The organism is Stenotrophomonas sp. Steno-C17 (genome assembly GCF_056393165.1).
Genome location: NZ_JBWJPD010000002.1, coordinates 143,772 through 155,525, shown reverse-complemented (window position 1 = coordinate 155,525; position 11,754 = coordinate 143,772). Strand labels below are relative to the sequence as shown.

Sequence of the window (11,754 nt, the reverse complement as noted above, 5' to 3'; positions counted from 1 at the left end):
AGGATGATCGCGGAGCCGAACGGGACCGGCCTCTGTAGAGTCGAGCCTTGCTCGACTGCGCCGCGCAGGGCACCCGACCCCAGTAGATCCACGCCACGCGTGGATGGCCCTACAGCACCAGCAACCGCCCCGGCGCGTAGGCCAGCGGCCAATGGCCCTGTTCGTACAGCGCAAGCATGGGTTCCCAGTACGCCGGCAGGCCAAGGTGCATTTCCAGCAGCCGCTGCCGGCAGGCGAACATCGCCGCATCGCGCGCCACCAGGTGCAGGTCGTGCGCACCGCAGCGCAGTGCCGGTTGCTCCACTGCCGAAAGCGCCCGCATCAGCGTGCGGTTGAGCTCGCGCCGGGCCTCGGCCAGTTCGGCCGGGCGGGGCAGGGCGCCATGGAATGGATCGGGATCGCCGAGCGTGCCGGGCATCCATTCGAAGCCATCGGCATCGATGGTCTGGAACGCTTGATCCAGCGACGCAACGGCAACCACACCTGCCATTGCGGGCAGTGCTTCGCCCAGTCGGGAAAAGAAGCCGATTCCAGCCATCCGGTGCAGCACGCTTTGCATGCCGCCATTGTATCTCTGGGGTCAGAGCCCCTGCGCTGCGCGCACGGGATCCGACCCCTTGCGCGGTTACAGCAGCGCGATCAGCAGGCCCAGCAGCGGCAGGGCGATGGCCAGCGGTGCGATCCACCGCGGGCGGTACGGGTACAGGCCGAAGGCCAACGGCACGCCGGCCAGGGTGAGCGCACCCAGCCACAGCACCGGGCCCATCGCCCAGCCGTGGTCGACCACGCACAGCACGAACGCCACCACCAGCAGTGCCCAGCCCAGCACGCGCCATTGCGTGCGCCGTGCCGGGGCCGCCGCGGCCTTGCCGTGCAGGTCCTGCTGGTGCTTTTCCATCGCCAGCGACAGCGCGGTGAACGCAGAGAAGGACAGGGTCAGGGCCAGCAGCATCATGCGCCGGCCTCCGCTTCTGCGGTCGTCGCGACCGGCGCCTTGGCCGCCGCCGCCGCGCGCTTCTTCTTTTCAGCCGCACTCAGCGGCGGCGTCCAGCGCTGCATGCGCCAGCCGCACAGGGCCAGCATCGCGCCGAAGGCGAGCATCGCCAGATCGAAGCCAGCCAGCACCCAGTCACCGTTGCGCAGCGTCACGCCCAGGTGCGCGTGGGTGGTCAGTGCATTGACCACCGGCACCAGTGCGAACAGGGCCGCACCCAGGTACAGCTGCCACGCCCACATCATCCGCTTGGGCCAGATGAAGGCCGCCAGCAGCGCAGCGCCCCAAGCGTAGAAGAACACGTTGGCTTCGGCGCTGGAGCGTTCGGCCAGGTCCAGCGGCAGCACGCGGTTGCCCCAGAAATACGCTGCAAAGGCGATCGGCAGGCCGGCCACCGCGCCGATGTTCAGCGCGTCCACCAGGCGCAGGCCGAAGCCGATGCGGCCACTCTTGGCATGCTTGGGCCGTTCCTTCACCGCCCACAGCACCACGCCGCTGGCCACCATCAGGCAGCCGGTCAGGCCGGACAGGAAGAACAGGGCGCGCAGGCCCCAGTCGGCGAAGCGTGCCAGGTGCAGGCCGTACAGCACGCCACGGGTGGCGGTGGCACCACCGGACGGCGGGCTCTCCTGCAGCAGCGTGCCGTTGACCATGTCATAGCGCAGCGACGGGGTGTCGATCGACAGGCGCTTGCCATCGCGCTGGCGGATGTCGATCACCGCGTTGCCCGCACCGGGGTTGGAGATGGTGAAGCCGGCCACTTCCACGCCGTGCCAATGCGCACGCGCGCTGTCGAGCAGGCGCGCGATGGCAACCGGCGGCGCCTTGCCCTGGGCCGGCTCGCTCACCTCGGGCATGCCGCCGAAGGCTTCTGCGAAGAACTTGTCTTCATCCTGCGGGTAGGCCACCTTCACCCCCCACGGCAGGTACATGATCATCAGCGTGACGATGCCGGTGTAGGTGATCATGGCGTGGTACGGCAGCGCCATCACCGCGCTCACGTTATGGAAATCCAGCCACGAGCGCAGGCCCTTGTCCTTGCGGAAGGTGAAGAAGTCCTTGAAGATTTTCTTGTGGGTGATCACCCCGGTGATGATCGCCACCAGCATGAACATGGCGCAGAACCCCACCAGGTAGCGCGCCCAGTACACCGGGATGTAGTGCAGGTCGAAATGCAGGCGGTAGAAGAAATCACCACCGCGCGTATCGCGGGCCTTCAGTTCGTTGCCGGTATTCGGGTCCAGGGTGGCATCACCGAACGCACCGCGACGGCCCTTGGCCGGGTCGGCCTGGTCGGCACGCACGCGCCAGAAGGTGCTCATGGCCGGGTTGCGCGGCTGCGGCAGCGTCACGTACCACATCTCGGCATTGCCGGCGTTGGCCTGCAGGTAGTCGACGGCGCGCTGCGCGGCCACGTCGGTGCTGACCCGCGCGCTGGGCAGTTCCGGGCGCATCCAGCGGCTGATTTCTCCGCGGTAGTAGCTGGCGGTGCCGGCCATGAAGATCAGCAGCAGCAGCCAGCCCACCAGCAGGCCGGTCCAGGTGTGCAGCCAGGCCATCGATTGGCGGAATCCGTTCTTCATGCCCAGGCCCCCAGCAGGCGCGCAATCGCGGCCATCAACAGGGTAGGCAACAGGATGCCGACCCAGGCGCGCAGCGCACTGCGCGTGGCAAATGCCCACAATGCGGCGCAGGCCGCGACCAGGATGGCCAGCAGCATGCCGGTCAACACGGTCTGGCCGCGCGCGCCGGGCAGGGCGACCACGCAGAACACACTGGTGACCGAGGCCAGCGCGTAGCCACCGAAGATGGCCGCCAGCGAACGGGACAGCACGCCCCAGCGGGGGCTGGCGAAGAAGGTGCTGAGGCGGGAGCTGGCAATAGCGCGCGAGCGATCCACGGCAATCCTGCAGGTTGGTTGAAAGAAGGCCGGCGCACCGAAGTGCGCCGGGGGGCCATCCCTGGCCGGGTGCCGGTCGCAGAACCGGCACCATCCATCAGGTCATCAGAGCTTCCAGCGCAGGGTCATGGTGACGTTGCGCGGTTCGCCCCAGTACACGCCGTTGTAGAAACCGACGTTGTTGTAATACTTCTTGTCCAGCAGGTTGTTGACGTTCACCTGCGCACTGAAGTTTTCGTTGAAGCGGTAGCCGCCGCCCAGGTTCAGCAGGTAGAACGCGTCCTGGGTGATGCGTGCGCTCTGCGTACCACCGGTGGCGACCGGCCGGGTGCTGTTGTTCCAGATGCTGCTCTGCCAGGTCACGCCGCCGCCCAGCCAGAAGCGGCTGTCGGCACCGCCGGGGCGCCAGCTGGCGTTGAGGCGGAAGGTGTCCTGCGGGGTGGTGGTCCGCTGCAGCACGCCGGCGGCATTGCGGATCTTGGTATGGGCGAAGCCCGCCGATACGTTCCACTGCTCGCCGATGCTGCCCTGGGTTTCGATCTCCCAGCCCTTCACCTTGTTGCCCTGGCCGGTGGAGCGGTAGGCCTGGCCACCATCGGGCAGCGAGTTCAGCGGCACCGAATCATCGATCTCGGCCACGTTGTCCTGCTTGCCTTCAAACACCGCTGCCGAAGCATTGAGCAGGCCGCCGAAGAACTCGGCCTTCACGCCGGCTTCGTACATGTCGCCGACCACCGGCTCCAGGTAGTTGCCGTTGCGGTCGCGATAGTTCTGCGGCTTGAAGATGTCGGTGTAGCTGACATAGCCGCTGAAGATGTCGTTGAAGTCGTAGACCAGGCCGGCGTACGGGGTCAGGGTGTCATCGGGCTTGTAGCCGGTGCGGGTGGTGCGGTTGCGGTTGCCGTTGGCATCGTAGCCGTAGGCCCACTGGCGCGTTTCCCAGCTGCCGTAGCGGGCGCCGAGCACGGCCAGCAGCGGGTCGGCCAGGCGCAGGCGCGCGGCCACGTAAGCGGCGCGCTGGCGCAGCTCGTTTTCCGAGGCCAGGCGGCCATAACGGGTCACCGGCAGCACCGGCACGTCGCCGGTCCAGTGGCGCCAGTCGGCGACCTGCATGTAGCCCGGCGCGCTGGTATCGAATGAAGTCGCCTCCGATTCACCCTTGCGCACCGCCTGGCCCAGGCCGAACACCAGTTCATGCTCGCGGCCGAGCAGCTGGAACGGCCCGCCGACATTCACGTCGAACACGTCCATGGTGCTGTGTTCGTTGAAGTGCGAGACATAGGCGGTCACGCCGGTACCATCCGGACGCGGATTGCCGGCTGCGCCGTACCAGACGCTGCCGTCGGTATCGCGCACGGCATGGGTGACGTTGCCCTTCAGCGACCAGCCATTGCCCAGCTGCTGTTCCAGGCGGGCGAAGGTGGTCTTTTCCACCATCGGCCAGCTGCTCCACGACGCCGACAGGTTGGTCGAGCGCGGCAGGTTGGCCGGGTTGCCATCGGCGCCCCAGTACGGCACCACGCCCCAGGTCACACCGGTGGTGCGCGGCGACTGGTACTCGTAGCCCAGTTCAAACAGGGTGCTGTCGGTCAGGTCGGCCTGCACGATCCCGTAGAACACGTCCTTGTCGAGCTTGTAGACATCGCGGAACGAATCGCTCTGCTGCTTGGCCGCGACTACGCGTGCGCGGATGCGGCCGTCCCAGGCGATCGGGCCGCCCAGGTCGACTTCCATGCGCTGGTTGCCCCAACGGCCCAGGATCAGGTTGGCGCCCATCTGCACCGTATCGGTCGGGCGCTTGCGCACCATGCTGATGGTGCCCGACGGATCGCCGGCGCCGGTGGTCAGGCCGGTGGCGCCGCGGATCACTTCGATGCGCTCGTAGATCACGTTGTCGGTGTTGGTCTTGATCGAACCACCGAAGGTGTTGAGCATGCCATCGATCTGGAAGTTCTCGATGGTGTAACCGCGCGAGACATAGTTGATGCGCTCGCTGTCGGTGACCGACACGGTGACCCCGGTGACCTGGCCCATTACATCGGACAGCGAGAACAGGCCCATGTCGTCCAGGCGCTGGCGGGTGATGACCGTGACCGACTGCGGCGTCTCGCGCAGCGACAGGTCCAGCTTGGTCGCACTGCGGGTGTTCTTCACCGTATAGCTGTTCTGGATTTCGCCATCGGCGGTCACCTTCACCGTGTCCAGCGTGCGCGCATCGGCATCGGCCGGCACATCGGCATGCGCCAGCGGCGCGCAGAACAGCGTGGCCAGCGCCAGCGCCAACGGTGAAACCACGGGAATGTTGGGTCGGGACATACAGTGCGATTCCATGCAGGAGAAAAACATCAGCGATGGAATCCATGCGTGCGGGCGCCTGCGCGGAATCGCGCAACCCGAGGCATCTCCCATCGCCACGCGCTGACGGCCAGGGCCGTCGGCGCACGAGGAGCCGGGGATGTACACGGGCGGAAGCGCGGTGGGGGCGCCAGGTGGCTGAGCGTACAACCGATCAGTAAATGATAGGCATTCGCATTTCGTTAATCAAGTGTGCACAACCGCGCTGTAACGCGACCGCGCGTCAGCGCGAAGCGCAGCTGCGGGTCACCTCGTCGTTCAGCTGTCGCGCGGGCGTGCGCGAACCAAACCACTCGGCCAGTTCGCGGCGCGTGCGGGCCTTGTCGCAGGCTTCGGCATTGCTGGCCGCCTCGATCACCGTGCCGGTTACCGGCGCTGCGCCACGGCCGGCGTTGGCCTGCAGCTCGCGGCGGGCGACGCGCAGTTCGCGGTCCACGCGCTCGGCCTCCTGCCAGCTCAGTTTCGGGTCACGCACGATCGGGCGGGTCACCCCGGTATCCTGCCCGGCCGGGCAGGGCGTGCTCTGGTAGATGGTGCGACCACCATCGTTGCACTTGTAGACGCGCTGCGCGCACGCTTCACCGGCCGCCAGCAGCAGCGGCAGCAGAACCAACATCCGTTGCATGGATCCCCCCGTGGGCCACCCTGGCCCACATGGCGCGGGAGCATACGGAGTGTGACCCCCGTCGCGCAATACGCCTGCGCCATCCACCACAGCCGGGGTCGGAGCCCGTTGCTGCGCAACGGGATCCGACCCCGTCAGGCCCCAGGAAACGGTCAGAGGCGGGGCGGTGTGGGTGGGCAGGACCGCAGGCGCCATGGGCCCGAGGCATGCCTCGGGCGGGTTGGGCAGGACGCCCAACCCCGGTCTTGCCGCGCGCGCGGGATTACGCGCGCGAGCAAGGCGCCTACGAGCCCCCATGGACGGGTTTACGGCGTGTCCTGCCCACCCACACCGCCCCGTATCCCCGGGAGAGCCTGCCTTTGACGTTGATGTTGCCGTTGCATTGAGCGGGTACAGGGCGCCGCCCTGTCGCCGCCCTCAGAACCGGAATACCACCGTTGCGGCATGCAGCAGCAGCCCGATCAGCCCACCCACCAGCGTGCCGTTGAAACGGATGAACTGCAGGTCGCGGCCCACGCTCAGTTCCAGCTGTTCCACCAGGTGGCGCTCGTCCCAGCCCTTCACCGTCTGCGCGATGTGGCTGGTCACCCCTTCGCGCAGGCGCCCGGTCAGGCGCTGCGCGCCTTCCAGCAGATGCTGGTTCAAGGCCTCGCGCAGGGCCGGGTCGGCCTGCAGGGTCTGCCCCAGCGAGGCCAGGCTGCGCTGCAGATGCCCCACCAGCGCCGAATCCTCGCGCTGCAGGTCGGCGCGCAGCGTGGCGTGGATGCGCGACCACAGGCCCTGCACGTACTCCTGCAGGGCAGGGTGGTCGATCATTTCCTGCTTCAGCTGTTCGATGCGCTCGGCCAGCGCCGGATCATCGCGCAGGCGCTGCACGTAGTTCTGCAGCCAGGTCTCGTAATCCTGGCGCAGCGGATGCTGCGGCTCGGCCAGCACCTGCTGCAGTTCCTCCAGTACCGCACGCGCCAGGCGCTCGGCCAGGCTGTCACCGATCTCGTCGATCGGCTTCACCCAGTTCACCGTGCTGGACAGCGTGGGCCACTCGCGCTGGATGTAACGCACGATCAGCTGCGAGGCGCGTTCTTTCACCTCCGGCTGCTCCAGCCAGCGGCCCAACCGCTGCAGACCTTCGTCCAGCACGCGCTGGTGGCGGCCATCGGCGGTCAGCAGGGCCAGCAGTTCGCCGGCGGTGGCCGCCGCGTTCCACTGCCGCAGCTGCTGCACCACGAAGCCGTGCAGCTGCCGGCGCACCGCGCCCTCATCGAAGAAATCCAGCGCCTGCAGCGCCCAGCCGCGGGCCATGTCGGCCAACATGCGCGCGCGTTCGGGTTCGGCCAGCCAACTGCCCAGGCGGCTGGCCGGATCGAACACCTGCAGACGGGCCAGCAGCACGCCCGGTTCCAGGAACTGATCGCGCACGAACAGGGCCAGGCTGTCGCCGATGCGTTCCTTGCTGCGCGGAATGATGGCGGTATGCGGAATGGGCAGCCCCATCGGCCGCCGGAACAGCGCGACCACCGCGAACCAGTCGGCCAGCGCGCCCACCGCGGCGGCTTCACAGAAGGCCGAGACCCAGGCCCAGATGCCCCGTTCGCCCTGCCAGTGGCTGACCGCGAATCCGGCCAGCATCAGCACCAGCAGGCCCAGGGCCAGGGCTTTCAGGCGCCGCAGCTGGGCGCGGCGCGGATCATTGGCAAGCGTCATGCCGGAAGTCTAACCGCCACCGGATGATGCCGACGCATCGGTAGCGCCGGGCCATGCCCGGCGGCTTGTCAGAGCCTGCTGCGCTCGCCGGGCATGGCCCGGCGCTACCCATCCCTTACAGGGCTTCCAGCTGCTTTCGCAGCGCGGCCAGCTGCGCGCGCAGGGTGTCGTTCTCGCGGGTCAGGGCGACCACGCGGCGGCGCAGGGCCGGCGCATCCTCACCCAGCTGTTCCAGCGCCGACAGCACCTCGGCACCGCGGCTGGCCACCTCGTCGTCGCTCGGCTCCTCGAAATCCATCTCGGCCGGTTCGGGCTTCGGCGCACGCGGCTTGCGCTTGGATTCGCGCACGCGCTTGGCCGCCTGCTTCAGCTCGTCCTTGCCACCGGCGGCCGCAGCGCGCTGTTCTTCTTCCGGCAGGTCGGCCACGGCGGCCGCCGCGCTGATCGAAATCACCCCGGCCTTCACCGCTTCCACCACTTCGGCCGCGGCCTGGGCGTGGATACGCTCGATCATGCCCACCTGGCTGGTGCTCAGCTTGGCTTCGCGGGCCAGCTCGGCGCGGCTGACCTTCGGTGCCGGTTCCCACGGCGGGCTGTCTTCACCGGCGTCGTCGGCCGGTTCGGCGGTGCCATCGCTTTCGCGCTGCAGCTGCGCCTGTTCCACCTGCTTGCGCGCGGACAGGATGTCGCGCTTGCGCAGGGCCAGCACGCCGCGCTGGAAGTCGGACACGCTGCGGCGGCCCAGGTGCTGCTCGATCATCCACAGGTGCACGTCTTCCATGCTCTGGAAGCGGGTGTTCTGCACGGTGTTGAAGGGCAGGCCGTGCTTCTGGCAGATGCCGAAGCGGTTATGGCCGTCCACCAGCACGTCGCCCCACAGCACCAGCGCATCGCGGCAGCCTTCGGCCAGGATGCTGCGCTCCAGCGCGTCATGCTCGTCGGCGGTCAGCGGGTCGATGTAGGCCTTCAATTCTTCTTTGACGACGATATCCATGGGCACGGCAACAGGCAGGAGCGGAACCGACCATTGTACCCGCTCGCCCGGTCCGGCCCCGGCTCAGGCGGTGGCCCGGATCATCTCGCCCAGAATGGCGGTGATCTGGTCGATCTGCGGCTTGTCCACGATCAGCGGCGGCGACAGCGCGATGATGTCGCCGGTGCAGCGCACCAGCAGCCGGCCGTCGTGGAAGCAGCGCCGGAACACCTCGTAGCCACGGCTGCCGGGGGCATCGCGGCGCGGCGCGAGCTCCACCGCACCCACCAGCCCGAAGTTGCGGATGTCGATCACGTTGGGCAGGCCCTGCAGCGCATGCAGGCTTTCCTGCCAGTACTCGCCCAGCTCGATGGCGCGCTCGAACAGCCGTTCTTCGGCGTAGATGTCCAGTGTGGCCAGGGCCGCGGCGCAGGCCAGCGGGTGGCCGGAATACGTATAGCCATGGAACAGTTCGATGGCCTGCGCCGGGCCCTGCATGAAGCTGGCATGCACGCTGTCGCTGACCAGCACCCCGCCCAGCGGCACGGCGCCGTTGCTGGCGCCCTTGGCAAACGTCAGCAGGTCCGGGGTGACCCCGAAGCGCTGGGCGGCGAAGGGCATGCCGACCCGGCCGAAGCCGGTGATCACTTCGTCGAACACCAGCAGGATGCCGTGCTGGTCGCAGATTTCGCGCAGCCGCTGCAGGTAGCCGGGGGCGGGCAGGATCACCCCGGCCGAGCCGGCCACCGGTTCGACGAACACCGCGGCAATGGTGGACGGATCGTGCAGGGCGAGCAGCCGTTCCAGGTCATCGGCCAGCTCGGCACCCTGCCGCGGCAGGCCTTTGCTGAAGGCGTTGCGCTCCAGGTCCAGGGTGTGCCGCAGGTAGTCCACGCCGCCCAGTTGCAGGCCGAACTGCTTGCGGTTGTTGGGCAGCCCGCCCAGCGCCATGCCACCGAAGCCGACCCCGTGGTAGCCCTTCTCGCGGCTGATGAAGCGGGTGCGCTGGCCTTCGCCGCGCAGGCGATGGTGGGCCAGCACGATCTTCATCGCGGTATCCACCGCTTCCGAGCCGGAACTGGTCAGGAACACATGGTTCAGGCTGGCCGGGGCCAGTGCGGCCAGGCGTTGGGCCAGCGCGAAGGCCGGCGGTGACCCCATCTGGAAGCCGGGCGCGTAGTCCAGCGTGGCGGCCTGGTCGGCGATGGCCTTGACGATGCCGGGACGGGCGTGGCCGGCATTGCAGCACCACAGGCCGGCGGTGCCATCGAGGATGCTGCGGCCGTCGATATCTTCGTAGTGCATGCCGGCCGCGCGCACCAGCATGCGCGGTGCCCCCTTGTATTGGCGGTTGGCGGTGAACGGCATCCAGTACGCATCGAGCGATTCGGGGCGCTGGGTGGCCAGCGCGTGCGGGTCGATCGCGGGATTCTTCATGCCGCCTCCGTCGGGTCCGTTGCGCTGACTGTAGCGCAGCCGATGGGCGTGATGCCCGCTCACGGGCGCAATGCGGGCGTGGCGGTATAACCGGGGCAGATCTTCGCCCGGAACCCGACATGGCCGACTTCCCTGATCGCAGCCACTGGCAGGCACTGGCCGGCCAGGTGGCCCTTCCGACGCAGGCCTTCATCGACGGCCGCTACGTGGACGCAGCCAGTGGCGCCCGCTTCGACTGCATCAGCCCCATCGATGGGCGCGTGCTGGGCCAGGTGGCCGACTGCGATGCACGTGATGTGGATCGCGCAGTGGCGTCCGCGCGCCGCGCGTTCGAGGCCGGCCACTGGTCGCAGACCCGCCCGTCCCAGCGCAAGCGCGTGCTGCAGGCGCTTGCGGCGCTGGTGGAACAGCATGCCGACGAGCTGGCCCTGCTGGAAACCCTGGACATGGGCAAGCCGGTGCGCGATGCGCGGCGCATTGATCTGCCCGGCGTGGTGCGCTGCCTGGCCTGGACTGCGGAGGCGGTGGACAAACTGTACGGCGACATCGCGCCGACCGGGCCACACGAGCTGGGCCTGGTCAGCCGCGAGCCGGCCGGTGTGGTGGGCGCCATCGTGCCGTGGAATTTCCCGCTGCTGATGGCCTGCTGGAAGATCGCGCCGGCACTGGCGATGGGCAATTCGGTGGTGCTGAAGCCGTCCGAGCGCTCACCGCTGAGCGCGCTGCGGCTGGCCGCGCTGGCCGCCGAAGCCGGGTTGCCGGACGGTGTGCTGAACGTACTGCCGGGCCATGGCGAACGCGTAGGCGAGCCGCTGGCCCTGCACATGGACGTGGACGTGTTGGCGTTTACCGGTTCCACCGCGACCGGGGCCCGCTTGCTGCAGTACGCCGGGCGTTCCAACCTGAAGCCGGTCTGGCTGGAGTGCGGTGGCAAGAGTCCGCACCTGGTGTTCGCCGACGCGCCGGATCTGGATGCGGCGGCCAAGGGGGTGGCGCAGGGCATCTTCTTCAACCAGGGCGAGGTCTGCACGGCCGGTTCGCGCCTGCTGGTGGAGCGCTCGATCCGTGACGATTTCGTGCACCAGGTGCTGGCCTATGCACGGCACATGCAGCCGCGGCACCCGCTGGACCCGGACGCGCCGATGGGGGCGCTGGTCGATGCGGCACACGTGGGCAAGGTACTGGCCGACATCGCCCGCGCCGAGGCCGACGGCGCGCGCCTGCTGCTGGGCGGGCAACGTGCGCAGGTCGAGGCGGGCGGGTGCTATGTGCAGCCCACCGTGTTCGACCAGGTGCGCCCGGAACAGGCGCTGGCCCAGGAGGAGGTGTTCGGTCCGGTGCTGGCGGTGCTGGGTTTCGACAGCGAAGCCGAGGCCGTGCGCCTGGCCAATGACAGCCGTTATGGACTGGCCGCAGGACTGTGGACGCGCGACCTGGGCCGCGCCCATCGCGTAGCCCGCCAGCTGCGCGCGGGCAGTGTGTGGGTGAACGGCTGGGATGGCGGCGACATGACCGCACCGTTTGGTGGCTACAAGCAATCGGGCAATGGCCGCGACAAATCGCTGCATGCCTTCGACAAGTACAGCGAAATCAAGGCCACCTGGATCCAGCTGTAGAGTCGAGCTTGCTCGACTGCTCTTCGCTTTCTGTAGAGTCGAGCCATGCTCGACTGCTCTTCGCTTTCTGTAGAGTCGAGCCATGCTCGACTGCTCTTCGCGAATGGCAGTCGAGCAAGCTCGACGCCAGACCGGCTGCCATCGGTCTCG

Annotated in this window: 10 protein-coding genes; 1 reads left to right on the top strand and 9 read right to left on the bottom strand. The window is 68.3% G+C overall.

All coding sequences use genetic code 11. The features are described from left to right. Positions 1 to 109: 109 nt before the first annotated feature. The 9 genes from AC06FA_RS02550 to aptA form a co-directional block, all read right to left on the bottom strand. Positions 110 to 490, bottom strand: coding sequence for a hypothetical protein (locus tag AC06FA_RS02550; protein WP_478066981.1), 381 nt, complete (start codon positions 488 to 490; stop codon positions 110 to 112). Between the two features lie 135 nt (positions 491 to 625). After that, on the bottom strand, positions 626 to 955 hold the full coding sequence (locus tag AC06FA_RS02545) for a DUF3325 domain-containing protein (RefSeq protein WP_478066980.1): 330 nt from the start codon (positions 953 to 955) through the stop codon (positions 626 to 628). Beyond that, positions 952 to 2,577, bottom strand: a complete 1,626-nt coding sequence (locus AC06FA_RS02540; RefSeq protein WP_478066979.1) for a PepSY-associated TM helix domain-containing protein — start codon at positions 2,575 to 2,577, stop codon at positions 952 to 954. Before AC06FA_RS02540 ends, AC06FA_RS02545 begins: the two co-directional genes overlap by 4 nt. Beyond that, complete coding sequence (locus AC06FA_RS02535; protein WP_478066978.1) at positions 2,574 to 2,894, bottom strand: DUF3649 domain-containing protein; 321 nt, start codon at positions 2,892 to 2,894, stop codon at positions 2,574 to 2,576. The genes AC06FA_RS02540 and AC06FA_RS02535 overlap by 4 nt, the downstream gene beginning before the upstream one ends. A gap of 105 nt (positions 2,895 to 2,999) precedes the next feature. Then, on the bottom strand, positions 3,000 to 5,210 hold the full coding sequence (locus AC06FA_RS02530) for a TonB-dependent siderophore receptor (RefSeq protein WP_478066977.1): 2,211 nt from the start codon (positions 5,208 to 5,210) through the stop codon (positions 3,000 to 3,002). Between the two features lie 262 nt (positions 5,211 to 5,472). Next, complete coding sequence (locus tag AC06FA_RS02525; RefSeq protein ID WP_478066976.1) at positions 5,473 to 5,874, bottom strand: DUF4124 domain-containing protein; 402 nt, start codon at positions 5,872 to 5,874, stop codon at positions 5,473 to 5,475. 417 nt (positions 5,875 to 6,291) lie between these two features. Then, positions 6,292 to 7,578: a DUF445 domain-containing protein gene (locus tag AC06FA_RS02520; protein ID WP_478066975.1), complete on the bottom strand. Its 1,287-nt coding sequence runs from the start codon at positions 7,576 to 7,578 to the stop codon at positions 6,292 to 6,294. Between the two features lie 115 nt (positions 7,579 to 7,693). Next, positions 7,694 to 8,572 (bottom strand): ParB N-terminal domain-containing protein, encoded by an 879-nt coding sequence (locus AC06FA_RS02515; RefSeq protein WP_478066974.1) that lies wholly within the window; start codon positions 8,570 to 8,572, stop codon positions 7,694 to 7,696. A 63-nt stretch (positions 8,573 to 8,635) separates the two neighbouring features. Further along, positions 8,636 to 9,988 (bottom strand): omega-aminotransferase AptA, encoded by a 1,353-nt coding sequence (gene aptA, locus AC06FA_RS02510; protein WP_478066973.1) that lies wholly within the window; start codon positions 9,986 to 9,988, stop codon positions 8,636 to 8,638. 119 nt (positions 9,989 to 10,107) lie between these two features. Between aptA and AC06FA_RS02505 the strand changes: the two genes are divergently transcribed. Then, positions 10,108 to 11,604 (top strand): aldehyde dehydrogenase, encoded by a 1,497-nt coding sequence (locus AC06FA_RS02505; RefSeq protein WP_478066972.1) that lies wholly within the window; start codon positions 10,108 to 10,110, stop codon positions 11,602 to 11,604. The last annotated feature ends 150 nt before the right edge of the window (positions 11,605 to 11,754 follow it).

What these genes read in the sequence shown, in the direction of transcription:
- AC06FA_RS02505 (WP_478066972.1), top strand. Translation starts at nt 10,108, where the DNA reads ATGGCCGACTTCCCTGATCGCAGCCACTGGCAGGCACTGGCCGGCCAG.
- AC06FA_RS02525 (WP_478066976.1), bottom strand. Translation starts at nt 5,874, where the DNA reads ATGCAACGGATGTTGGTTCTGCTGCCGCTGCTGCTGGCGGCCGGTGAA.
- AC06FA_RS02530 (WP_478066977.1), bottom strand. Translation starts at nt 5,210, where the DNA reads ATGTCCCGACCCAACATTCCCGTGGTTTCACCGTTGGCGCTGGCGCTG.
- AC06FA_RS02545 (WP_478066980.1), bottom strand. Translation starts at nt 955, where the DNA reads ATGATGCTGCTGGCCCTGACCCTGTCCTTCTCTGCGTTCACCGCGCTG.
- AC06FA_RS02550 (WP_478066981.1), bottom strand. Translation starts at nt 490, where the DNA reads ATGGCAGGTGTGGTTGCCGTTGCGTCGCTGGATCAAGCGTTCCAGACC.
- AC06FA_RS02540 (WP_478066979.1), bottom strand. Translation starts at nt 2,577, where the DNA reads ATGAAGAACGGATTCCGCCAATCGATGGCCTGGCTGCACACCTGGACC.
- AC06FA_RS02515 (WP_478066974.1), bottom strand. Translation starts at nt 8,572, where the DNA reads ATGGATATCGTCGTCAAAGAAGAATTGAAGGCCTACATCGACCCGCTG.
- aptA (WP_478066973.1), bottom strand. Translation starts at nt 9,988, where the DNA reads ATGAAGAATCCCGCGATCGACCCGCACGCGCTGGCCACCCAGCGCCCC.
- AC06FA_RS02520 (WP_478066975.1), bottom strand. Translation starts at nt 7,578, where the DNA reads ATGACGCTTGCCAATGATCCGCGCCGCGCCCAGCTGCGGCGCCTGAAA.